General features: G+C 72.1%; 1 protein-coding gene. It reads right to left on the bottom strand.

What is annotated here, in order from left to right:
- Positions 1 to 7: 7 nt before the first annotated feature.
- Positions 8 to 26623, bottom strand: coding sequence for a type I polyketide synthase (locus tag FKR81_RS45335; RefSeq protein WP_235922034.1), 26616 nt, complete (start codon positions 26621 to 26623; stop codon positions 8 to 10).
- Positions 26624 to 26645 lie beyond the last annotated feature (22 nt).

Raw genomic sequence — 26645 nt, 5'->3', positions numbered from 1 at the left:
CACCGGTTCAGTTCTTGCCGAACTCCCGCTGAATCAGGTCGAGCAGGTCGTCGGCCGATGCCGACTCGATCTCTTCGACGTCCTCGGCCGCGGTCCATTGCGCCAGGAGGTTTCGCAGGACCAGCGCGATCGTGTCGTGGTCCTCACCGCCCGCGCTGAGCGCCGCCAGCTCGTCGCTCAACTGGTTCAGGCCGGCGAGCACCGACGCCGGGGTCGGCCTGTCGTCGAGGACGAGCTCGTCGCGCAGTCGATCCACCACGCCAGCGGGCGTCGGGTGGTCGAACAGCACCGACGCGGGCAGCTTGCAGCCCGTCGCGGCCTCGAGGCGGTTGCGCAGGTCCACCGACATCACCGAGTCGAAACCGATGTCGTGGAACGGGGTCCGCGCACCGACCGCGCTGATCGAGCGGTGCCCGAGCACCGCGGCGGCGTGACCGCGCACGAGGTCGAGCAGGATCCCGTCCCGCTCGGCACCCTTCGCTTTCGCCAGTCGCACGCGCAGCGCGTCGTCGCCGGGCACCTCGGACACCCCGAACTCCGGGATCTCCCTGAGCAGCGGGTTGGGCCTGGCCGACCCGGCCTCCGCGACGCACGCCCAGTCCAGGTCCGCGACCGCGACGAACACCTCGTCGTGGTCGAGCACCCGGCGCAGCGCCGCGGTGGCCACTTCCGGACGCAGCGGCGTGACACCGAGGCGTTGCAACCGTTCCTCGATGACGCCCTCGCCGATGCCGCCACCCGCCCAGTGGCCCCACGCCACCGAGGTGGCGGGCAGACCGCGGCTGCGGCGGTGCAGCGCGAGCGCGTCCAGGAACGCGTTGCCCGGCGCGTAGTTCGCCTGGCCGACGTCACCCGCGCTGCCCGCGAGTGAGGAGAACAGCACGAACGCGGAGAGGTCGTGACCGGCCGTCAGCTCGTGCAGGTGCCAGGCGGTGTGCGCCTTCACCCGCAGCACGCGGTCCATCTGCCCGGCGGTCAGCTCGTCCACCAGCGCGTCGTCCAGCATCGCCGCGGTGTGCATGACCGCCCGCAGCGGGAACTCGGGCGGGATGCCGTCGAGCAGGCCGGCCACCGCGGAGGGATCAGCGAGATCACAGGACACCACGCTGACCCGCGCGCCGAGCTCGGTCAGCTCGTGGACGAGCTCGGGAGCACCGGGGGCGTCCATCCCGCGCAGACTCGCGAGCAGCAGGTGCTCGGCGCCGTTGCGCGCCAGCCACCTCGCCACGTGAGCGCCGAGCTTTCCGGTGCCACCGGTCACCAGCACCGTGCCCTCGGGCGTCCACTCGCGCACCGCGGGCCGGTCGGCGAGCGGCGCGCGCACCAGTCGCCGGGCGAACACGCCGGACGGCCGCACCGCCACCTCGTCCTCGCCGCGCTGGGTAAGCAGCGCGCCCACCTGTCCGGCGACCTGCTCGGTGACGTCCTGCGGGAGGTCGATGAGGCCGCCCCACGACCGCGGTTGTGCCTGGCGCAGCACAGAACCGAGTCCCCACATGAGGGCCTGTGCGGGGCTGTCGACGGTGTCGGCGGGGCCGGTGCCGACCGCGCCCTGCGTCAGGCACCACAGCGGGGCCGCGCAGCCCGCGTCCCGCAGTCCTTGCGCCAGCGCCACGTTGAGCGCCAGCGGTGCGGGAACGCCGTCGTACGTGCGTTCGGACAGTGCGAGCAGGGACACCACGCCCTGCGGTGTGCCGTGGCCGCGGATCTCGTCGGCGAGCACCGCGCGGTCGGCCGAGTCCACGAAGATCGGCACGACGTCGCGCAAAGCCTGCGCGGTCACGCGCACAGCCGGATGATCCGCCTGCTCCGACGGCACGAGCAGCAGCCAGGTTCCTTGTGCCGCCGCAGGTTCGACCGAGACCGGGCGCCACGCCATCGTGTACCGCAACCGGTCCTCGGGCGACGTGGCGGCCGAGATGCTGGGCTCCAGCCAGTAGCGTTCGCGCTGGAACGCGTACGTGGGCAGCGGCACGCGGCGGGCTCCGGTGAACAGCGGCGCCCAGTCGACGTCGACGCCGTGCACGTGCGCCTCACCGAGCGAGACGCCGAACCGCTCGAGTCCGCCCTCGTCCCGGCGCAGCGTGCCGACCGTCACCACGTCGTCCCCGGTGATCGGCAGCACGGGGTGCGCGCTGGACTCGACGAACACCTCGAAACCCTGGTCCCGCAACGAGGTCACGGCCTGGTCGAACTCGACCGTCCGGCGCAGGTTGCGGTACCAGTAGCCGGCGTCCAGCGCGTCCGCCCACTCGCCGGTGACCGTCGAGAAGAACGGCACCGCGGGCCGGAGCGGGGTGATCGGTGCCAGCAGCTCCGCCAGCTCCTCTTCCAGCTCCTCCACGTGTGCGGAGTGCGAGGCGTAGTCCACCGGCACCATCCGAGCCCGGACGCCTTCGGCGAGGTAGCTCTCCAGCAGTTCTTCGAGTGCTTCGGTGGAGCCGGACACCACGGTCGACGACGGGCCGTTGACGGCGGCGATCGACAGGCCCTCGGTGATCCGGACCTGGTCGCGTGGCAGTGGTACGGACAGCATGCCGCCGCGTCCGGCGATCCGCCTGAGTGCCTTGGCGCGCAACGTGACCACGCGCGCGGCGTCGGTGAGCGACAACGCGCCCGCGACGCAGGCCGCGGCGATCTCACCCTGGCTGTGGCCGACCACGGCGTCCGGTTCGACGCCGTGCGCCCGCCACAGCTCGGCCAGCGACACCATCACCGCGAACAAGGCGGGCTGCACGACGTCGACCCGCTCCAGCGCGGCCTCGTCGGCCAGCACGTCGTACAGGTCCCAGTCGACGAACTCACCGATCGCCGCCGCGCATTCCGCGAGCTTCGCCGCGAACACCGCCGACTCGTCAGCCAGTCGCACCGCCATGCCCGCCCACTGCGAGCCCTGGCCGGGGAAGACGAAGGCGATCTTGCCGCGGACCGCCGCGGTACCCGTGACGAGTCCGGCGACCGGCTGGTCACCGGCCAGCCCCTCGAGCGCCTGCACCAGTTCGTCCCGGTCGCGGCCGACGGCCACGGCCCGGTGCTCGAGCGTCGCGCGGGTGGACACCAGCGACCAGCCGATGTCGTCGACGGACAGACCGGGGTTCGCCAGCACGTGCGCACGCAGCCGTCCGGCCTGCTCGCGCACCGCGCGTTCGTCGCGCGCCGACAACACCCACGGGGTGCCGTGCGGCGAGCTGTCCCGGCTGTCCGACAGCTGTGGGGCCTCTTCCGGGGCTTCGAGGATGAGGTGGGAGTTCGTGCCGCTGATGCCGAACGACGAGATGCCCGCCCGGCGCGGATGACCGTTCGGCTGCCACGCAACGTCCTCGGTCAGCAGCCGGACCGCACCGTCCACCCACTGCACGTGCGGTGTGGGCTCGTCGACGTGCAGCGTCCTCGGCAGCACGCCGTTGCGCAGCGCCATCACCATCTTGATCACCGCCGCGACGCCCGCGGCCGCCTGGGTGTGCCCGATGTTCGACTTGACCGAACCGAGCCACAGCGGCCGGTCGCGGTCCTGGCCGTACGTCGCGAGCAGCGCCTGCGCCTCGATGGGGTCGCCGAGCGCGGTGCCGGTGCCGTGCGCCTCCACCACGTCGATGTCGGAGGGAGCAAGGTCCGCGTTCGCGAGCGCCCTGCGGATCACCCGCTGCTGCGACGGCCCGTTCGGCGCGGTGAGCCCGTTGGACGCACCGTCCTGGTTGACCGCGCTGCCGCGCAGCACGGCGAGCACCTCGTGGCCGTTGCGGCGGGCGTCGGAGAGTCGTTCGAGCAGCACGACGCCGGCGCCCTCGGCCGCGCCGAAACCGTTGGCCGCGCCCGCGAACGCCTTGCAGCGGCCGTCGGCGGCCAGTCCGCCCTGCTTGCTGAACTCGACGAACGCGCCGGGTGTCGCCATCACGGTCACGCCGCCCGCCAGCGCGAGCGTGCACTCGCCCGCCCGCAGCGCCTGTGCCGCGAGGTGCATCGCGACCAGCGAGGAGGAACAGGCCGTGTCGACCGTGACCGCAGGGCCCTCCAGCCCGAACACGTAGGAGACGCGGCCGGAGATGACGCTGGTCGTGTTGCCGGTGAGCAGGTGCCCGTCGGCGACGTCGTGGCGCTCGTGCAGGCGGGGGCCGTAGTCCTGCGGCACGGCGCCGACGAACACGCCGGTCTGGCTGCCGCGCAACGACATCGGGTCGATGCCGGACCGTTCGAGTGCCTCCCACGACGTTTCCAGCAGCATCCGTTGCTGCGGGTCCATCGCGACGGCCTCGCGCGGCGAGATGCGGAACAGTCCCGCGTCGAACCGGTCGGCGTCCAGCACGAAGCCGCCCTCGCCGGTGTTCGAGTCGAACGAGGTCCAGCCGCGGTTCGACGGGAACGGCGAGATGGCGTCCACACCGCCTGCGACCAGCCGCCACAGGTCCTCGGCCGAGGTAACACCGCCGGGCAGCCTGCAGGCCATCCCGACGATCACGATCGGATCGTCGGCGGCGGCAGCCGTCACCGCGACAGGCTCGACAGCTTGCCGGGTCCCGGCCAGCTCGTGTCCGATGTGGACGGCCAGCTCGGCGGGGGTCGGGTGGTCGAAGATCAGCGTCGCCGGGAGCTTGAGCCCGGTGGCGACACCGAGCCGGTTGCGCAGCTCGACCGAGGTCAGCGAGTCGAAGCCCAGTTCCTTGAACGGCCGGTCGGCGGGCACGGCAGCGGTGCCCGCGTGGCCGAGCACGGTCGCGGCGTGTGCGCACACCAGCTCGACCAGTGCCCGTTCGCGGTCGGCGCCGGAGAGCGCGGTGAACCGGTCGCCCATCGGCGCACTCGTCACGATCCGCCGGGCAGGCGCACCGGTCAGCGCCCGCAGCGCCGGTGGCGCGCCCGCGTTGCGCAGGGCGGCGAGGTCGAACCGGGCCGCGACGGACACGGGTTCCGCCGAGCGGGTCGCCGCGTCGAACAGGGCCAGTGCGTCGGCCGGTTTCATCGGCAGGATGCCCGAGCGGGCCATCCGGCTCAGGTCGGCGTGGTCCAGGTGTGCGGTCAGTCCGGTCCGCACGTCCCAGTGGCCCCAGGCCATCGACGTCCCGGCCAGGCCGTTCGCGCGGCGGTGCCGGGCGAGCGCGTCGAGCAGCGAGTTGGCGGCGGCGTAGGCCGCCTGGCCGGAACCGCCGAACACACCGGCCACCGAGGAGAAGAGGATGAACTCGGCCAGGTCGTCGTGCTGGGTGAGCTCGTGCAGGGTGATCGCGGCGTCCGCCTTGGCGCGCAACACGTGCGCCACCCGGTCCGGGGTGAGCGAGGTGAGCAGGCCGTCGTCCAGCACCCCCGCCGCGTGCACGACGCCGGTCAGCGGGTGCGCGGCCGGGATCCGGGCCAGCAGTGCCGCGAGCGCGGCGCGGTCGGTGACGTCGCAGGCCGCGACGGTGACCTCGGCACCGGCCGCGGTGAGCTCCGCGGCGACGTCGGCAGTGCCGCTGCGACCGGCGAGTACGAGGTGGCGGACTCCGCGTTCGACGACCAGGTGCCGGGCGACGAGACCACCGAGCGTGCCGGTGCCGCCGGTGACCAGCACCGTGCCGTCCGGGTCCATCGTGCGCGGCACGGTGAACACGAGCTTGCCGATGTGCCTGGCCTGGCTGAGGAAGCGCAACGCCTCCGGCGCTTGGCGAATGTCCCATTCGGACGTCGGGATCGGCTTGAGCGCACCCTGCGCGAACAGCTCCAGCACCTCGTTCAGCATCGCGTGGATGCGTTCCGGTCCGGCTTCGATCAGGTCATACGCCTGGTAAGCGACGCCCGGATGTGCGGCGGCGATCTCGTCCGCGTCGCGGACGTCGGTCTTGCCCATCTCGGCGAACCGCCCGCCGTTCGGCTGCAGCCGCAACGAGGCGTCGACGAACTCCTTGGCCAGCGAGCAGAGCACGACGTCCACGCCGTTGCCCGCCGTGGCGTCGAGGAACTTCCGCTCGAAGCCGAGGTCGCGTGAAGAGGCGATGTGCTCGTCGTCGAAGCCCTCGGCGCGCAGGGTGTCCCACTTGGGAGGGCTCGCCGTCGCGAAGACCTCCGCGCCGAGGTGCCGGGCGATCTGCAGTGCCGCCATGCCTACGCCGCCGGTGGCGGAGTGGATCAGCACGGATTCCCCCGCGCGCAGGCGGGCCAGGTCGACCAGGCCGTGGTAGGCCGTCAGGAAGGCGATCGGCACGGCCGCGGCCTCGGTGTACGACCAGGAGTCCGGCATCCTGGTCACCCACCGGTGGTCGACCGCGACGGTCGGCGCGAAACCACCGGCGAGCAGTCCCATCACCCGGTCGCCCGGTGCGAGCGCGGTGACGCCGGGCCCGACTTCGACGACGACGCCAGCGCCCTCGCTGCCCATCTCGGTCTCGCCGGGGTACATGCCGAGGCCCACGAGGACGTCGCGGAAGTTGACGCCTGCGGCACGGACCTCGATCCGCACCTGGCCGTCGGCCAGCGGCGCGGGCTCGTGCGGGAGGAACGCGAGGTTCTCCAGCGTGCCGTTGCTGGTGACGTCGAGCCGCCAACTCCGATCCGCGGGCAGGACGAGGGTTCCGGTCTGCTTGGCCAGCATCGGCACGAGCACGTCGTCTTCGTGCAGGACGAGCTGGGACTCACCGGTCGCGAGCGCGTCCCGCAGCACGTCGGCCGGGAGTTCGTCCCGGTCCGTCTCCACGATCACGAACCGGTCCGGGTTCTCCGACTGGGCGGTGCGCAGCAGTCCGCGCGCGGCGGCGTGCGCCAGGTCGGTGCTCCTGGTGACGAACACCAGGCGTGCGTCGGTCTCCTCGGCCAGCCAGGTCCGCGCCAGCAACAGCGCACGTTGGCTCGCGTCGTGGACCGCGGCGGTGAGGTCGTCACCGGAGCCGTCCAGCGGGCGGATCACGGTCAGCTCGGCGAGGTCCGCCCACGTGCCGTCCGGGAGAACCGCGGTCCACGGGCCGTCGTGGTGACGTTCACCGGTGCACGGCACCAGGTCGAGCCGGTAGGGCAGCGCGGTGCGCGTGATCGAGACGGGTCGCGAAAGCAGCGAGCCGATCGACGCGACGGGCTGACCGGTGTCGTCCGCCAGCTCCAGTCCCACGGCGTCGCCGTGCCGCACGAGCCGGGCCCGCACCGACCTCGCGCCGGTGGCGTGCAGCCTGATCTCGTTCCAGGAGAACGGAAGTCGCGGCTGGTCGTCGGTCGTCAGCAGGCCGACGGTGTGCAGCGCGGCGTCCAGCAGCGCCGGGTGGATGCCGAAACCGGTGCTGTCGACGTCGTCCGGGAGCCGCACCTCCGCGAGCACCTGGTCGCCGTCGCACCACGCGGCGCGCAGGCCCTGGAACGCCTCGCCGTAGCCGTAGCCGCGCTCGTTCAGGGTGTCGTAGAAGCCGTCGAGGTCGACCGGGACGGCGTCCGCGGGCGGCCAGGTCTGCTCGTTCGCCGGGACGCGACCGCCGCTGGTGAGCGAGCCGGTCGCGTGCTGCAGCCAGGTGCCGTCGGCACCGCGCGAGTGCACGGTCAGCGGACGGCTGCCGTCCTGGCCTTGTGCACCAACGGTGAGCTGGAGCTCGAGCTCGCCGCGTTCGGGCAGCACGGCGGGTGCGGCGAGGGTGAGCTCCGCGACCGCGTCGCAGCCCAGTTCGTCGCCTGCCCGCAACGCCATCTCGGCGAATGCCGCACCCGGCACCAGCACCGCGCCGTCGAACGCGTGTCCGGCGAGCCAGGACTGCCTGCGCACCGAGAGCCGTCCGGTGCCGAGCAGGCCGTCGACGGTCGGGGTGATCCGGTCGAGCAGCGGGTGGTCCGCCCGCACGTCGTCGCCTGCCGACTCCAGCCAGAACCGCTGGCGCTGGAACGGATACGTCGGCAGATCCACCCGACGCGCCCCCGCCGTCAGCGGACTCCAGTTGACCGCGACACCGTGCGCGTGCGCCTCGCCCAGTGACAGCGCGAACCTCTCCAGGCCGCCTTCATCGCGTCGCAGCGAACCGACACCGGTGACGTCGTCGCGCAGATCGGGCACCAGCAGCGGGTGCGGGCTCATCTCGACGAAGAACCCGAAACCCTCGTCCGGCAGGGTGTTCATGGCCTGGTCGAACCGCACGGGCTGGCGCAGGTTGCGGTACCAGTACTCCGCGTCCAGCTCGGTGCCATCGAGCCACTTCTGATCCGCCGTGGAGTAGAAGGGGATCTGCGACTCACTCGGAACAACGCCCGCGGCGATCGCGAGCAACTCCTCGCGGATCTCCTCAACGTGCCCGGAGTGGCCGGCGAAGTCGACACCGGGCAGCTGCCACCGCAGTACTCCGGCTTCGGACAGCACGATCCCGAAGCCGGCCATGGCGTCAGCGTCACCCGAGACCGTGACCGACGCCGGGCCGTTGACCGCAGCGACCCAGAGCCTGTCCTCCCAGCCCGCCAGCAATCCCAGCACGTCGTCGTAGGGCGCCAGCACGGACATCATCGCGCCCCGGCCCGCCAGCGTCCGTCCGATCAACTCACTGCGCAGCCGCACGATCCGCGCCGCATCCTCAAGGGACAACGCGCCAGCCACACACGCCGCGGCGATCTCACCCTGACTGTGACCAACCACAGCCGACGGCTCCACACCGAACGACCGCCACAACGCCGCCAGCGACACCATGACGGAGAACAACGCGGGTTGCACGACGTCGACCCGGCTCAGCGCTTCGTCATCGGCCAGGATGTCGTTGAGGTTCCAGCCGAGGGCCGCACCACATTCCGCGAGCCGGGCGGCGAACACCGGCGACTCCTCGGCCAGCGCCAGCGCCATCCCCGGCCACTGCGAGCCCTGGCCGGGGAACACGAACGCCACCTTGCCGCTGCGCGCGGCGGTGATCGGAAGCACGCCGTCGATCAGCCGTTCCAGCTCGGCGGGGCGGATCGCCGCACGGTGCTCCAGTGCCGCTCGTGCGGTCAGCAACGTGAACGCCACGTCGGCGGGATCCGCCGGGTGGTCGCGCAGCGCGCGTGCCTGCTCCCGCACCGCCTCCGGCGTCTTCGCGCTCAGCACCCACGGAAGCGGGACCTCCGCGGCACCTTCGGCACGCTCTTCCTGAGGCACGCCCTCCAGGATCACGTGGGCGTTCGTGCCGCTGACGCCGAACGACGACACCGCGGCACGGCGCGGCCTGCCCAGCTCGGGCCACTCCCTGGCATCCGTGAGCAGCTCGACCGCGCCGGTCGACCAGTCCACGTGCGGTGACGGCTCGTCGACGTGCAACGTCTTGGGCAGCACGCCGTGCCGCATCGCCTGCACCATCTTGATGACACCACCGACACCGGCCGCCGCCTGCGCGTGCCCGATGTTCGACTTCAGCGACCCCAGGTAGAGGGGCGTCTCCCGTTCCTGTCCGTACGTGGCGAGAATCGCCTGTGCCTCGATGGGGTCGCCCAGCACCGTGCCGGTCCCGTGCGCCTCCACCACGTCCACGTCCGAAGTGGACAGACCGGCGACGTCCAGCGCCTGCCTGATCACCCGTTCCTGACTCGGGCCGTTCGGCGCGGTCAGGCCGTTCGACGCGCCGTCCTGGTTGACCGCGACGCCGCGCACGACCGCCAGCACCTGATGTCCGTTGCGGCGCGCGTCCGACAACCGTTCCACCAGCAGGACGCCCGCGCCCTCGGACCAGCCGGTGCCGTCGGCCGCCGCCGCGAACGGCTTGCAGCGCCCGTCCGGCGCCAGTCCCCGCTGGCGGCTGAACTCGACGAACCCGCCGGGCGTCGGCATCACCGTGACACCGGCGGCCAGCGCCAGCGAGGTCTCACCGCGCCGCAGCGACTGGCACGCGAGCTGCAACGCCACGAGCGACGACGAGCACGCGGTGTCCACCGTGACCGCGGGCCCCTCGAAGCCGAACGTGTACGCGACCCTGCCGGTCACGACGCTGGCGGACCCGCCGCTGCCGAGATAGCCCTGGACGTCCTCGGGAACGGCGCCGATGCGGGCCGTGTAGTCGTGGTACATGACTCCGGCGAACACACCGGTGTCGCTGCCGCGCAACGCTTCCGGGTCGATGCCCGCGCGTTCGAGCACCTCCCACGAGGTCTCCAGCAGCAGCCGTTGCTGCGGGTCCATCGCGAGCGCCTCGCGCGGACTGATCCCGAAGAACGCCGCGTCGAACCACGCCGCGTCGTGCAGGAAGCCGCCCTCGCGGACGTAGCTCCTGCCCGACTCGATGATCTGCTCGACGTCCCAGCCGCGGTCGGTCGGGAACTCGGTGATCGCGTCACCGCCGGTGGCCACGAGGTGCCACAGGTCGTCCGGTGTCGCGACGCCGCCGGGGTAGCGGCAGGCCATGCCGATGATCGCGATCGGCTCGTCGGCCGTGACCTCGGTGCGCGCACGGCCCGGAGTCCGGTCGCCGGTCAGGTACCGGGCCAGCGCCTCCGGGGTCGGGTGATCGAACACCAGTGTCGCGGGCAGCCGCATCCCGGTCAGCGCGCTGAGCCGGTTGCGCAGCTCCACCGCGGTCAGCGAGTCGAAGCCCAGGTCGCGGAACGCCTTGTGGCCGGCCACGGTCGACGGTGAGGCGTGGCCGAGCACGGCCGCGGCCTGGCCGCGCACGAGCTCGAGCAGTGCCTCCTCGGACCGGCCGACGGGCTCGGCGGTGACCGTCCTGCGCACCGGCTTGCGGACCTGTGGGGTGATCTTCCCGGTCACGAGCACCGGTTCGTCCTGCGTGATCGCGAGGTCGAACAGCGCCAGTCCTTCGGCGTCGCTCATCGGCTGGGCACCCATGCGGCGCAGCCGGGCGTGGTCGACGTCGGCCAGGTTCCCTGTCAGCCCGCTGCTGCGCTCCCACAGACCCCAGGCCAGCGACACCGCGGGCAGTCCCAGATCGTGCCGGTGCTCCGCGAGACCGTCGAGGAACGCGTTGGCCGCCGCGTAGTTCGCCTGGCCGGGGCTACCGATCGTCCCCGCGGCCGAGGAGAACAACACGAACGCCTTGAGGTCACCGGTGAGCTCGTGCAGGTGCCACGCGCCGTCGACCTTGGGGCGCAGCACCGCGTCGACGCGGTCCGGGGTGAGCGCGGCGACCACGCCGTCATCGAGCGCGCCCGCCGCGTGCACGACAGCAGTCACCGGATGGCCGGCCAGCACCTCCGCGAGTGCCGCACGGTCGGACACGTCACAAGCCGCCGTGGTCACCCCGGCACCGTGCGCGGACAGCTCCGCCACCAGCTCGGCCGGGACGGCGCCACGGCTGAGCAGCAGCAGGTTTCGCACGCCGTGCTCGATCACCAGGTGCCGGGCGACCAGGCCACCGAGGGTGCCGGAGGCGCCGGTGATCAGCACGCGGTCGTCTTCGGTCCACATCGGACTGTTGGGTTCGGCCGCCACTCGCACCAGCTTCGGGATCTGAGTCCGGCCGTCACGAACGCGGATCTCCGGCTCGTCCAGTGCGAGCACGGTGGGCAGCGCGGCCGGGTCGTCGAGGTCCACGAGGGTGAACCGGCCGGGATGTTCGGTCTGCGCCGACCTCACCAGTCCGTGCACCGCGGGCCGGACGAGCTCGGACAGGCCACTCGTGTCGATCACCAGCCTGGACGGCTCGTCCACGTGGTTCCGCACCGCCTCGAGCACCGCGACCACGCTGGCGCGCACCGACTCCGGCACGTCGCCCGGCGCGGGCTCGCAGGTCAGCACGGTGACGTCGGCGCTCTCGCCAGCGGGCGGGGCGTCGACCCAGCCGACGCGGTGCAGCGATCCGTTGTCGCGCAACCGTTCGAACGGGCGCACCGACACGCGGCCGACCGACAGGACCGTACGTCCGGTGGTGTCCGCGACCAGCAGGGCGAGGGACTCGGTGCCGTCCGGTGTCATCCGCACCCGCAGCGCGGTGGCACCGGTGGCGTGCAGTTCGACGTCCTGCCAGGAGAACGGCAGGCACTGTCCGGCGAGCGCGCTGAGGTGACTCGTCTGCAGCGCCGCGTCGAGCAACGCCGGATGCACTCCGAACGGTGTCACGTCCTCGCCCACCGACACGTCCGCGAAGATCTCGTCGCCGCGCCGCCACGCCGCGCGCAGCCCCTGGAACGCGGGCCCGTAGCCGAAACCACCTTCTGCGAGATCCGGGTAGAACTCGGTGAGGTCGACGGGCTCCGCGCCCGCCGGTGGCCACTCCGCGAGCTCAACGCCCGACGAGCCGGTGGACGAGCCGAGCTGGCCGCTCGCGTGCGGCACCCATTCGTCCCCGTCCCGGGAGTACACGCGCAAAGCCCGGTCCTGGACGGTCACCTGGATCTCGACCGCGCCGCGTTCCGGCACGACGAGCGGCGCCTCCAGCGTGAGGTCCGCGAGCACGTCGCAGCCGACCTCCTCGCCGGCCGCGAGTGCGAGCTCCACGAACGCCGTCCCCGGCAACAGCACCGTGCCCGACACCGCGTGATCCGCCAGCCACGGGTGCGTCCGCACCGACAGCGCGGTGGTGAACACGACCGTGTCCTCGCCTGCCACGTCCACGGCCCGGCCGAGCAGCGGGTGGCCATCGGGTTCCGCGCCGGTCGACTGCAGCCAGAAGTTCTCCCGCTGGAACGGGTACGTGGGCAGCTCGATCCGCCGTCCGCCCGGCATCGGCCCGAAGTCGACATCGACACCGTGCACCAACGCCTCAGCCGCCGAGAGGTGGAACCGGTCAAGGCCGCCCTCGTCACGCCGCAACGTGCCCAGCGCAACAACATCCGCCTCGATACCCGGTACCAACACCGGATGCGGGCTCACCTCGACGAAGAACGAGAAGTCCTCCCCCGCCAACGCGGTGACAGCCCGGTCGAACTCGACCGTCTGCCGCAGGTTGCGGTACCAGTAGTCCGCGTCCAGCTGGATCGTGTCCAGCCACTCGCCGGTCACGGTGGAGAAGAACGGGATGTCAGACGTGCGCGGCTCGATGCCTGCCAGCACCTCGAACAGCTCCGCTTCCAGCTGCTCCACCTGAGCCGAATGCGACCCGTAGTCCACCGGAATCCGGCGCGTGCGGCCCTGGCAACGTGCCACGAACTCGTCCAGCTCCGCCACCGAACCCGACACCACCGTCGACCTCGGACCATTCACCGCAGCGATCGAGATCCCGTCGACCTCATCACGCGGCAGCGCGACGGACACCATGCCACCCAAGCCAGCAATCCGCGTCAACGCCTTGCTGCGCAACAACACGATCTTCGCCGCATCCCGCAACGACAACGCACCCGCGACACAAGCCGCCGCAATCTCACCCTGCGAATGACCCACCACCGCAGCGGGCTCGACACCGTACGAACGCCACAACTCCGCCAACGACACCATCACCGCGAACAAAGCAGGCTGAACAACATCAACCCGCCCCAGTCCAGCCTCATCGGCCAACACCGCAGGCAGGTCCCAGCCCAAAGCAGCACTGCACTCGACGAGCTTCGCCGCGAACACCGGCGACTCATCAACCAAACGCAACGCCATCCCAGCCCACTGCGAACCCTGACCGGGGAACACGAACGCGACCTTGCCGTCCCTCGCCGCGACCACAGGGAAGTCCACATCGCCGGGCCGCACCAACGCCCGGTACTCGAACCGCGACCGCGCCAGCAAGGACACCGCCACGTCAGCCGGATCAGCCTCGACACCTCGCACGGCCGCGGCCAGCGAACGCACCGCGTCCGGCGACCGCCCCGACAACACCCAAGGCAAGGAAACGGCAGTCGCTGGCTCCACGCTGACCTCAGCCGGAGCTTCCTCCACGATGACGTGAGCGTTCGTGCCGCTGGCCCCGAAGGAGGACACGGCCGCGCGCCGTGGTTCGTCGCCACGTGGCCAGTCCCGCGCCTCGGTCAGCAACGAGACCGCGCCCGCCGACCAGTCCACGTGCGGCGTCGGCTCGTCGACGTGCACCGTCTTGGGCAGCACGCCGTGCCGCATGGCCATGACGGCCTTGATGACGCCGCCGACGCCGGCCGCGGCCTGCGCGTGTCCGATGTTCGACTTCAGCGACCCCAGATGTGCCGGGGTCTCGCGGTCCTGCCCGTAGGTCGCCAGCAGCGCCTGCGCCTCGATGGGATCGCCCAGCACCGTGCCGGTGCCGTGCGCCTCGACGAGATCGACCTGGGCGGCGGCGAGTCCCGCGGACCGCAGCGCCTGCCGGATGACGCGTTGCTGCGCCGGGCCGTTCGGCGCCGTGAGGCCGTTGGACGCACCGTCCTGGTTGATCGCGGTGCCGCGCACGACGGCCAGCACAGGGTGTCCGTTGCGGACGGCGTCGGACAGTCGCTCGACCAGCAGCACACCGACGCCCTCTGACCAGCCGGTGCCGTCGGCCGACGACGAGAACGGCTTGCACCTGCCGTCGACGGCGAGTCCCCGCTGCCTGCTGAACCCGGTGAACGGCACGGGTGTGGACATGACGGTCGCGCCACCCGCCAGCGCCAGTGCGCACTCACCGTTGCGCAGCGACTGCACCGCCCAGTGCAGAGCGACCAACGAGGAGGAGCACGCGGTGTCGACCGTGACGGCCGGGCCTTCGAACCCGAACGTGTAGGCGATCCGGCCGGTCGCGATGCTGCCCGCGACGCCGTTGCTCAGGTAGCCCTCCACATCCGCCGGAACCTGCCGCAGACCGGAGGCGTAGTCGTGGTACATCAGTCCGGCGAACACGCCGGTGCGGGAACCCGCCAGTGAACGAGGGTCGATGCCCGCGCGTTCGACTGCCTCCCACGAGGTCTCCAGCAGCAACCGGTGCTGCGGATCCATCGCCAGTGCCTCGCGCGGCGAGATGCCGAAGAACGCCGGGTCGAACAACCCCGCGTCGTGCAGGAAGCCGCCGTGACGGGTGTAGGTCCGGCCGGACGCCTCGGGGTCCGGGTCGTAGATGCCGTCGACGTCCCAGCCGCGGTTCTCCGGGAACTCCGTGATCGCGTCGCCGCCCTCGGCGACCAGCCGCCACAGGTCCTCCGGTGACGCGACGCCTCCCGGATAGCGGCAGGCCATGCCGATGATCGCGATCGGCTCGTCGGCCGGCGCCGTCGCAGTCGACTCGGCCACCGGGGTGGTGCCGAGGATGTGCTTCGCCAGCAGGAGCGGGGTCGGGTGGTCGAACACCAGTGTCGCGGGCAGCCGCAGGCCGGTCACGACGGTGAGCCGGTTGCGCAGTTCCACCGCGGTGAGCGAGTCGAAGCCGAGGTCGGCGAACCGCCGGTCCGCCGCGACGGGCGTGGTGAACCCGAGCACCTCACCCGCGTGCGTGCGGACGAGGTCGAGCACGCGTTCCTCGGTCATGGCGAACGGTTCGGCGCTGGCCTGCCGCCGGGTCGTGCGGACCAGCCCGCGCAGCAACGCGGGCACGTCGGCACGAGGTGCGAGGTCGAGCCTGGCGGGCACGAGCAGTGCCTCGCCCGCGTCGAGCGCGGCGTCGAACAGCGCGACGCCGTCCTGTGTGGACAGGCCGACGACACCCGTGCGGGCCATCCGGGACACGTCGGCGTCGCCGAGGTCACCGGTCAGCGCACTGCGCTCGTCCCACAGGCCCCACGCCAGCGAGACCGCGGGCTGGCCGTGCGCCCGCCGGTGGGCGGCCAGTGCGTCCACGAAGGCGTTGGCCGCCGCGTAGTTCGCCTGGCCTGCGGCACCGAACGTCGCGGCGGCCGAGGAGAACAACACGAACGCCTTGAGGTCCGAGGTGAGCTCGTGCAGGTACCAGGCGGCGTCGGCCTTCGGCCGGAACACCGCATCCACCTGGGCTTGGGTCTGCGCCGTGAGCACCCCGTCGTCCACCGCGCCCGCCGCGTGCACGACCGCGGTCACCGGGTGTTCGGCCAGCACCGCGGCCAACGCCTCCCGGTCGCCCACGTCGCACGCCGTCGCGACCACGTCGACCCCGAGCTCAGTCAGTTCGTCGACCAGCTCCGCGGAGCCGCCGGATCGGCTGAGCAGCAACAGCTCCCGGACGCCGCACGTCGCCAGGTGCCGTGCCACCACGCCACCGAGCACGCCGGACGCCCCGGTGACCAGCACTCGCCCGTCCGTCCACTCCGGACTCCGGCCGAGCGGCGCGCGGTTCAACCGGGGCACCAGCGGTTCGCCGTCCCGCACGATGATCTGCGGCTCGGCCAGGCCGAGGACGGACGGCAACGTCTGCTCGTCGTCGAGGTCCACCAGGGTGAACCGGCCGGGGTGCTCGGTCTGCGCGGTGCGCACCAGGCCCCACACCGGCGACTGCGCCAGGTTCTCGTCCAGCGCGCCCCGCGTGACCAGCACGAGCCGGGAGCCCTCGTACCGTTCGTCGGCGAGGAAGTCCTGCAGCACACCGAGCACGCGGTTGGTCGACGCACGCGCCCCGGCCAGCGGATCGCCCAGTTCCTCCGGACAGCGGTGCACCACGACGTCCGCCACCTCGGGCCACGTCGCCCACTGCGGCGCGGACGCACCGGCCACCGGACGCCAGTCGACGCGGTACAGCGGGAGGTCCCCGATCGCGCCCGGCTCCATCCGCCGCGCCATCAGCGAGTCGAGCGTCGCCACGGGAGCACCCGTGCGATCGGCGACCGCGAGCGACACACCGTCTCCTGCCGGGGTGATCCGCACGCGCAGCTCGGTCGCTCCCCCGGCGTGCAGGGCGAAACCGGACCAGCTGAACGGCAGCCTGCCCTCGTCGGCCGAGCTCAGCAGCCACGGGTGGATCGCCGCGTCGAGCAGCGCCGGGTGGATGCCGAACCCGCCCGGCTCGACGGGCAACGCCACCTCGGCGAACAGCTCGTCACCTCGCCGCCAGGCGGCGCGCAGTCCCCGGAACACCGGGCCGTAGTCGTAGCCGAGGCTCGCGATCCGGTCGTAGGACACCTCGAGTGCTTCCGCACCGGCAGGCGGCCACTCCGCGAGCGCGACCCCGGTTCCCGCGCCGGACCCCAGGAACCCGGTGGCGTGCCGGGTCCACGGGCCGTCGTCGATCCGGGCGTGAACGGCGATGCTCCGGCTTTCCCCGACCACCACCTGCAGGTGCACGACACCCTCGGCTGGCACGACCAGAGGGGCTTCGAGCGTGAGCTCCTCGACCAGGTCGCACCCGATCTCGTCGGCGGCCCGGACGGCCAGCTCGGCGAACGCGGTGCCGGGAAGCAGCACCGTGCCCGACACGGCGTGATCGGCGAGCCACGGATGCGTGCGGAGCGAGAACCTGCCGGTGAGCAGGAGTCCGTCCCCGTCGGCCAGCGGGACGATCGCGTCGAGCAACGGGTGATCGGTGGTCCGCCGCTCGACCGCGGTGTGCTCCAGCCAGAACCTCTGCCGCTGGAACGGGTACGTGGGCAGCTCGATCCGCCGTCCACCCGGCATCGGCCCGAAGTCGACGTCGACACCGTGCACCAACGCCTCGGCCGCCGAGAGGTGGAACCGGTCAAGGCCGCCCTCGTCACGCCGCAGCGTGCCCAGCGCAACGACATCCGCCTCGATACCGGGCACCAGCACCGGATGCGGGCTCACCTCCACGAAGAACGAGAAACCTTCGTCCGCCAGCCCCGTGACAGCCCGGTCGAACTCGACCGTCTGCCGCAGATTGCGGTACCAGTACTCGGCATCCAGCTGAGTCGTGTCCAGCCACTCACCCGTCACCGTGGAGAAGAACGGAATCTCCGAGGCACGCGGCTCGATCCCCGCCAGAACCTCGAACAGCTCCGCTTCCAGCTGCTCCACCTGAGCCGAATGCGACCCGTAGCCCACCGGAATCCGGCGCGTGCGTCCCTGGCAACGTGCCACGAACTCGTCCAGCTCCGCCACCGAACCCGACACCACCGTCGACCTCGGACCATTCACCGCAGCGATCGAGATCCCCTCGACCTCGTCACGCGGCAGCGCAACGGACACCATGCCACCCAGACCGGCAATGCGCGTCAACGCCTTGCTGCGCAACAACACGATCTTCGCCGCATCCCGCAACGACAACGCACCAGCGACGCACGCAGCAGCGATCTCACCCTGGCTGTGGCCAACCACCGCAGCGGGCTCGACACCGTACGAACGCCACAACTCCGCCAACGACACCATCACCGCGAACAAAGCAGGTTGAACGACATCAACCCGCTCCATCGCGGCTTGGTCAGCCAGCACCGCGGGCAAATCCCAACCCAACGCCACACCGCACTCAGCGAGCTTCGCCGCGAACACCAGCGACTCATCAACCAAACGCAGAGCCATCCCAGCCCACTGCGACCCCTGACCGGGGAACACGAACGCGACCTTGCCGTCCCGCGCCGCGACCGGAACGCCACCCACCACGGCCCGGTACTCGAACCGCGACCGCGCCAGCAACGAGAACCCGACATCCGCAGGATCCGCGTCCACCGCCCGAACCGCGTCCGCCAGCTCCCGCACAGCCTCCGGTGTCCGGCCGGACACGACCAACGGCACCGCCACCCGAGCGGACCGCTCACGCGCCGCGTCAACCGGGCCTTCCTCGAGAACCACGTGCGCGTTCGTCCCGCTGACGCCGAACGAGGACACCGCGGCCCGCCGCGGACGGCCGGTCCGGGGCCACGGGGCGTTGCCGGTCACCAGCTCGGCCGAACCGGCCGACCAGTCGACGTGCGGCGTGGGCGCGTCCACGTTCAGGGTGGCGGGCACCATCTCGTTGCGCAGGGCCAGCACCATCTTGATGACGCCGGTGATGCCGGCGGCCGCCTGCGTGTGCCCGATGTTCGACTTCACGGAGCCGAGCCGCACCGGCTCGTCCCGGTCCTGCCCGTACGTGGCGAGCACCGCCTGCGCCTCGATCGGGTCGCCGAGCGTGGTGCCGGTGCCGTGCGCCTCCACCACGTCCACGTCCGAAGTGGACAGTCCGGCGTCGGCGAGCGCCTGCCGGATGACCCGTTGCTGGGCGAGGCCGTTCGGCGCGGTGAGCCCGTTCGAGGCACCGTCGGAGTTGATCGCGCTGCCGCGCACGACCGCCAGCACCTGGTGGCCGGAGCGGAGCGCGTCGGACATCCGTTCCACGACCACGACGCCGATGCCTTCGGCGAAGCCCGCGCCGTCGGCCGCGGCGGCGAAGGGCTTGGTGCGCCCGTCCGGAGCGAGGCCGCGCTGCCTGCTGAACTCCACGAACAAGCCGGGCGTGGACATCACCGTCACGCCGCCGACCAGCGCCGCGTCGCACTCCCCCGCGCGCAGTGACCGAATCGCCCAGTGCAGCGCGACCAGGGAAGCCGAGCACGCGGTGTCGACGGAGACGGCCGGTCCTTCCAGCCCGAAGGAGTAGGCGACCCGGCCGGACAGGACGCTCGCGATGGTGCCGGTGCCGAGGTAGCCCTGCGTCTCTTCCGGTGCCGCGGTGGTCATGCCCGCGTAGTCCTGGCCGTTCGTGCCGACGAACACCCCGGTCCTGCTGCCGCGCAACGACAGCGGATCGATGCCCGCGTGCTCCAGCGCCTGCCACGACGTCTCGAGCAGCAACCGCTGCTGCGGATCCATCGCCAGCGCTTCACGCGGCGAGATCCCGAAGAACTCGGGGTCGAACATCGCCGCGTCGTCGAGGAACCCGCCGCGGCGGACGTAGCTCGTGTCCGGATGCGCCGGGTCGGGGTGGTACAGGGCGTCGAGGTCCCAGCCGCGGTCGGCCGGGAAGTCCCCGATCACGTCACCGCCCGCGGCGAGCAGGTCCCAGAACTCCTGCGGTGACCGGACACCGCCCGCGTACCGGCAGCCGAGCCCGACGATCACGATCGGGTCGTGGTCCACGGGCGCGGTGGTGATCTCGGCGACCCGTGGTGTCGCACCGGTGAGCTCGGTTCGGACGAACTCGGCGAGCGCGTCGACGTTCGGGTGGTCGAACACGACCGTCGGTGCCAGCCGCAACCCGGTGAGATCACTGAGCCGGTTGCGCAGCTCCAGCGCGCTCACCGAGTCGAAGCCGAGGTCGCGCAGCGCGCGGGACGGGTCGAGCGAGGCCGGGTCGCGGTGTCCCAGCACGATCGCGACCTGTGCGCGCACCACGTCCCGCGCGGTCGAGGGGTCGATCCGGTCGCGCTGTTCACCAGCCGGGACCGCATCCGGGACGGTGTCGAGGAACCGGGTCGCCCGGTTCGCGGTGAACGCGGTGACGAACCGCTCCCACTGGACGTCGGCGACCAGCACGCAGGTCTCGTCGCCCAGCACCGCCAGCTCCATGGCGTCGAGCGCGCGGTCGGGCGCCATCTGCGGCACGCCGTGCCGTCGCAGCATCGCCGCGAGGTCGGTGTCGGCGGCCATGCCGCCCTGCGCCCACGGTCCCCACGCGACCGACGTCGCCGGGAGCCCGATCGACCTGCGGTGCTGGGCCAGCCCATCGAGGAACGCGTTGCCGGGCGCGTAGTTCGCCTGCCCGGCCGCACCGAACGTTCCGGCGAACGACGAGAACAACACGAACGCGTCGAGATCGGTGGTCAGCTCGTGCAGGTTCTGCGCGGCGACGGCCTTCGCGCGCAGCGCCCGGTCCACCTGACCGAGGTCGAGCGCGTCGACGAGGCCGTCGTCCAGCACCGCCGCCGTGTGGACGACCGCGGTCAGCGGCTGGTCCTCCGGCACGGTGTCCAGCAACGCGGTGAGCTCGGCGCGGTCGGCCACGTCGCACGCGGCGACGGTCACCCGGCAGCCCAGCGCGTCCAGTTCGGCGAGCAGCTCCGCGGCTCCCGGCGCATCCGCACCGCGCCTGCTGACGAGCAGGAGGTGATCCGCGCCGTTCTCCGCGAGCCGCTTGGCCACCTTGGCACCCAGCGCTCCGGTGCCACCCGTGATCAGCACCGTGCCGCGAGGCTGCCACTTTCCCCCGGCGCGGAGGGAGGTTCGACGCAACCGCCGGGTGCGGACACCGGCCGGCCGCACCGCGATGTGGTCTTCTCCGCGCGGATCGGCGAGCACCTCGGCGAGCCGGGTGAACGCATCGTTCCCGTCCGGCAGGTCGATCATGCCGCCCCAGCGTTCGGGGTGCTCCAGCGCCGCCACCCTGCCGAATCCCCAGAACGCCGACCGCCACGGCGCGGTCACGCCGTCCACGGCTCCGGTGGTGACCCACCAGGCGGGCGCGCTGATCCCGGCGTCACCGAGTGCCTGGGTCAGCACGAGGCCGAGCGCCATCCCCGACGGCACCGACCGGTGCAGCGGGTGGAAGTCGTCCTCCGGCAGCACGGTCACCACACCGGTGATCTCCTCGCCCGCGAGGACCCGGAGCCGCTCGGCCAGCTCCGCCCGGTCGGCGCGCGGGTCCGCGACCGTCACGACCCGCGCACCGGCCACCTCGAGCGCGTCGGACGCTGCATCACTCCCGATCACCAGCCAGGTGCCGGTCAGGCCCGTCCCGCCGATCTGCGCCGTCTCCCAGCACGTCCGGTAGTGCCAGTCGTCTGATGCCGGTGCGATGACGGACTCACCGCGCGGCAGCCAGAAGTTCTCCCGCTGGAACGCGTACGTGGGCAGTTCGGTCCGCTCCGCGCCGGCGAAGACCCGGCTCCACTCGACCGGCACGCCTCGCGCATACCCTTCGGCCGCCGACAGCAGGAACCTGTCCAGGCCGCCCTCGTCGCGGCGCAACGTGCCCGACGCGACCACGTCGATCTCGATGCCCGGCACGAGCACCGGGTGCGGGCTCGCCTCGACGAAGAACGCGAAACCCTCGTCTGCCAGCGTGTTCACGGCGCAGTCGAACTCGACGGTCTGCCGCAGGTTCCGGTACCAGTACTCCGCGTCGAGCCGCGTCGTGTCCAGCCACTCACCGGTCACCGTGGAGAAGAACGGAACCTGTGCGGCCCGTGGCTCGATCCCCGCCAGCACCTCGAGCAGCTCGGCTTCGAGCTCCTCGACCTCGGCGGAGTGCGAGCCGTAGTCCACCTCGATCCACCTGGTCCGCGCATCGCACCGAGCGACGAAGTCTTCAAGCTCCCGCGTGGAACCGGACACGACCGTCGACGTCGGACCGTTCACCGCCGCGACCGAGATCCCCTCGACCTGGTCACGCGGCAGCGCGACGGACACCATGCCGCCACGGCCGGCGATCCGCAGCAACGCCTTGCTGCGCAACAACACGATCTTCGCGCCGTCGGCCAGCGACAGCGCACCCGAAACGACAGCGGCCGCGATCTCGCCCTGGCTGTGCCCCAGCACGGCGTCCGGCTCGACACCGAACGAACGCCACAGCTCGGCGAGGGACACCATCACCGCGAACAACGCCGGTTGCACCACGTCGCCCCGCCGCAACGCCTCCGCGTCCGCGAGCACGGCGGGCACGTCCCACCCCAGTGCGTCCCCGCACTCGGCCAGCCGGGCGGCGAACACCGGAGACTCCTCGACCAGCCGCAGCGCCATCCCCACCCACTGCGCGCCCTGGCCGGGGAACACGAACGCGACCTTGCCGCGCCGGGCCGCCGCCACGGGGAAGTCCGTCTCGCCGGGCCGCACCACCGCCCGGTACTCCAGCGGCGTCCGGGTCGTCAGGAGCGAACACCCGACCACAGCCGGGTCCGCGTCCACCGAGCCGACCGCGGCCGCCAGGTCGCGCACCGCCTGCACCGTGCGACCGGAGACCACCCACGGAACCGGCACGGGTGCCGGTCGTGGTTCCTCCAGCGGCGCCTCTTCGAGAATCACGTGCGAGTTCGTGCCGCTCACGCCGAACGACGACACACCCACCCTGCGCACCCGGCCGACCTCCGGCCACGGCCTGGTGGCGGTCAACGGCTCGACCGCCCCCGACGCCCAGTCGACGTGCGGGGACGGCTCGTCCAGGTGCAGCGTGCCGGGCAGCACGCCGTGGCGCAGCGCCATGACCATCTTGATCACGCCGCCCACGCCGGCGGCGGCCTGGGTGTGTCCGATGTTCGACTTGAGAGAACCCAGGTACAGCGGCGTCTCCCGCCCCTGCCCGTAGGTGGCGAGCACCGCCGTCGCCTCAATCGGGTCGCCCAGCACCGTGCCCGTGCCGTGCGCCTCCACCGCGTCGATGTCCGAAGTGGACAGTCCGGCCGCGGCGAGCGCGGCGTGGATCACCCGTTGCTGCGACGTCCCGTTCGGCGCGGTGAGCCCGTTCGACGCGCCGTCGGAGTTGATCGCGCTGCCGCGCAGGACGGCGAGCACCGGGTGGCCGTTGCGGCGCGCGTCCGACAACCGCTCCATCAGGACGACGCCGGCGCCTTCGGCCCATCCGGTGCCGTCCGCCGCAGCGGAGAACGGTTTGCAGCGGCCGTCCGGAGCGAGGCCACCCTGCCTGCTGAACTCGACGAACGTGCCCGGTCCCGCCATGACCGCCGCGCCTCCGGCGAGCACGACATCGCTCTCACCGGTGCGCAGTGACTGCGCCGCGAGGTGAATCGCCACGAGTGACGCGGAACAGGCGGTGTCGACGGTGACCGCCGGTCCGTTCCACCCGAAGGCGTAAGCGATCCGGCCCGATGCGACGCTCGTGGTCGTTCCGGTCAGCAGGTAGCCGCCGAGCCCGTCAGGCGCGGCGTCGAGCCGCGGTCCGTACTCCTGAGCCATGACGCCCATGAACACACCGGCCCGCTCGCCGACCGCGGACCGCGGGTCGACGCCCGCGCGTTCACACGCCTCCCACGCGATCTCCAGCAGCAACCGCTGCTGCGGGTCCATCGCCAGCGCCTCGCGCGGGCTGATCCCGAAGAACGCGGGATCGAACAAGCCCGCGTCGTGCAGGAAACCGCCTTCGCGCACGGCGGAGGTGCCCGGCCTGCTCATCGCCGGGTCGTACAGCGCGTCGAGGTCCCAGCCGCGGTTCTCCGGGAAGCCGGTGATCGCGTCGACACCGTCGGCGGCGAGGTTCCAGAGGTCCAGCGGTGAGGTGACACCACCGGGATAGCGGCACGCCATCCCCACGATCGCGATGGGTTCGTCCACAACGGCCTTGGCGTGCGCGGTGACCGTCGTTCCCGGTGCGCTCAGCCTGCCCGCGAGCAGCCGCGGCGTCGGGTGGTCGAACGCGGCCGAGGACGGCAGGTCGGCGCCGAGCCCGGTGTTGAGGCCGTTGCGCAGCTCGACGGCCGCGAGCGAGTCCAGTCCGAGGTCCTTGAAAGTCCGGTCCGGATCCGGGTCCCGGCCGGTGATCGCGCGGACGTGCGCGCAGACGACCGCGAGGTGGTCGGTCCGGTCCGTGATGACGGGAGCGTCGTGGTCGCCCAGCCAGTAGCGCTGGCGATCGAAGCCGTACGTCGGCAACCGCACCGGGCGGGCGCCGGGAAAGACCGAGTGCCAGTCCACGCCGACCCCGGCGACGTGCGCGTTCGCCAGCGCCCGCGGGAACCCGCCCTCGTCCCGGCGCAGCGTGCCGATCACGGCGGTGTCGGAGCCCGCTGCCTCGAAGGTCTGCTGGGCGCCGATCGTCAGCACCGGGTGCGGACTGACCTCGATCAGGACGCCGAATCCCGCCAGCCGCTCGACCGCAGGGGCGAACTGGACGGTCTGCCGCAGGTTGCGATACCAGTGATGCGCGTCGAGCGCGGTGGTGTCGTCCAGCCAGTCGCCGGTGACCGTCGACAGGAACGGGACCGCTGCCGCTCTCGGGGTGACCGCCGCGATCTGGTCGATCAGCTGGTCTCGGACGGCCTCGACCTGAGCGGAGTGGCCAGCGACGTCGGCGGGTATGCGCCGCACGCGCAGCGGGTGCGCGGCGGCGAAGGCGTCGAGCTGGTCGTCGGGACCGGACACGACGACCGAGCCGGGACCGTTCACCGCGGCCACCACCAGGTCGCCCTGCAGCAGCCCGCGCACCTCGTCCGCCGGTGCCGCGACGGAGATCATGCCGCCGGACCCGACGAGCGTGCTGAGCAGCCGAGAGCGCACCGCCACGATCATCGCGGCGTCCCGCAGCGACAACGCGCCCGCGACGTAGGCCGCGGCGATCTCACCCTGGCTGTGGCCGACCACGGCATCCGGTTCGACGCCGTTCGCCCGCCACAGCGCGGCGAGCGAGGTCATCATCGCGAACAGTGCGGGCTGCACGACATCGATGCGGCGCAACGCCTTCTCGTCGTCGAGCACGTCGAACAGGTCGAAGTCGACGTGCGGGGCGAGAGCGGCGGCGCACGACCGCATGTGCTCGGCGAACACCGGTTCCGCACGCATCAGCTCCGCGGCCATGCCCGTCCACTGGCCGCCCTGGCCGGGGAAGACGAACGCCACCCGGTGGTCGCCGGTGACGGTTCCGCGCACCAGGCTGGGCGCTGGGATTCCGGTGGCGAGCGCGAGCAGTCCGTCGTTCAGCTCGGTGCGATCACCCGTGACGGCCGCGCGGACCGGGAAGCCCGTCCGCGTCGTGGCCAGTGAGAGCCCGATGTCCGCGAGGTCACCGGGGTGCTCGGCCAGCCGGCGCGCCTGTTCCCGCAGCGACCGCTCGTTCTTGGCGGAGAGCACCCACACACCGCGATCCGCGTGCGCCGCGTCCCGAGGCCTGACGGGCGGAGCCTCGGTCACGACCACGTGGCAGTTGGTTCCGCCGAGCCCGAACGCGCTGACCCCGGCGACCAGCGGCACGTCCGGCTCGGGCCACGGCCCCAGCTCGGTGCGCACCGTCACCGGGCCGAGCGGGAACGCGGGGGTGGCGAAGTTCAGGCTCGCGGGCAGCTGCCGGTGCTTCAGCGAGAGCGCAACCTTGAGCAGGCCGGCGATACCGGCCGCGGCTTCGAGGTGCCCGATGTTCGTCTTGACCGATCCGACGTCGACCGGCGCGTCGCCGAACACGTCGGCGAGCGCGGCGGCCTCGACGGGGTCGCCCGTGGGGGTGCCGGTGCCGTGCAGCTCGACGTACTGCACCTCGTCGGCCGTCACGCCCGCCCGCTGCTGGGCGAGCAGCAGCACTTCGCGCTGGGCATCCCGGTTGGGTGAGGTGAGACTGCTGCCGCCGCCGTCGTTGTTCGTGGCGGTACCGGCGATCACGCAGTGGATGTCGTCGCCGTCGGCGAGTGCCGCCTCGAGCGGCTTGAGCAGCACGATGCCGCCGCCCTCACCCCGCACGAAGCCGTTCGCACGGGCGTCGAAGGTGTAGCACCGGCCGTCCGGGGAGAGTCCGCCGAACCGTTCGGCCGCGATCGTGCAGTCGTCGGACAGCGCGAGGTTGACGCCACCGGCGAGCGCGAGCTCCGACTCACCGCGCAGCAGGCTCTCGCACGCCATGTGCACGGCCATCAGCGACGACGACTGTCCACAGTCGACCACGAGGCTCGGTCCCCTGGTGCCGAGGAGGTACGACACCCGGTTGGAGATCATGCTCCGCTGCAGTCCGGTGAACGAGTGCGCGGTGATCTCGTCGGTCCCTCGGCGGTGCACCAGCGCGGCGTAGTCGTCCCAGATCGCGCCGATGAACACGCCGGTCGCGGTGTCCCGCAACCGTTCCGGCACCACACCGGCGTCCTCGACGGCCTCCCAGCACAGCTCGAGCGCGAGCCGCTGCTGCGGGTCCATCGCACCCGCTTCCCGCGGCAGGATCCCGAAGAACGCCGGGTCGAAGCGGTCGACGTGGTCCAGGAAGCCACCGGGTGGCGGGTCTCCCGCCGCGTCCCGGCGGTCCCGCGGTGCGCGACCGATCGCGTCCCCGCCGCCTGCCAGCAGCCGCCAGTACGACGCCGGGTCAGGTGATTTCGGGAACCTGCAGGACAAGCCGACGACGGCGATCCGCGCGGACTCGGGTACCCAGCTCAACACAAGCCTCCTGTCACGATGA

Source organism: Lentzea tibetensis (genome assembly GCF_007845675.1).
GTDB lineage: Bacteria > Actinomycetota > Actinomycetes > Mycobacteriales > Pseudonocardiaceae > Lentzea > Lentzea tibetensis.
Note: the sequence above shows the minus strand (reverse complement) of the source record. Positions and strands in the feature narration are given on the sequence as shown.